General features: G+C 58.2%; 1 protein-coding gene. It reads right to left on the bottom strand.

From position 1 onward, the window contains the following. Window positions 1-197, bottom strand: a 197-nt coding sequence (locus tag QWJ41_RS21090; RefSeq protein ID WP_302710448.1) for a hypothetical protein, incomplete at its 3' end; no start/stop codon positions are given. Window positions 198-280: the final 83 nt, after the last annotated feature.

Here is a 280-nt window from a genome sequence, read left to right as displayed (position 1 = left end):
AATGCATTAATTCGTATATCAAATAACAATGCTTTTTGTTCCCCCCCTGCTATCATGACGCGACGTTGCCGCTCCCCGCCTTCGTGCCCAGTGTGCATGTTTGCTCCCCATACAAACAACCACAGGCACCACGACATGCCAACCGCTACCACGCCATTTGCTGCCGAATCCGTTGCCTCCCACTGTGCTTGGCCCATCCGCCATGGCTCCCTCCAAGCCTTCGCGTGCCTTGTGCTCCGGCGCGGCAACACCCCACTTCGCACTGCGCCTCCCATTGCCG

The sequence above is a fragment of the Nocardioides cremeus genome (assembly GCF_030518195.1).
Taxonomy (GTDB): domain Bacteria; phylum Actinomycetota; class Actinomycetes; order Propionibacteriales; family Nocardioidaceae; genus Nocardioides; species Nocardioides cremeus.
The sequence above is the reverse complement of the archived record's forward strand: the minus strand, read 5'-3'. Positions and strand labels throughout refer to the sequence as shown.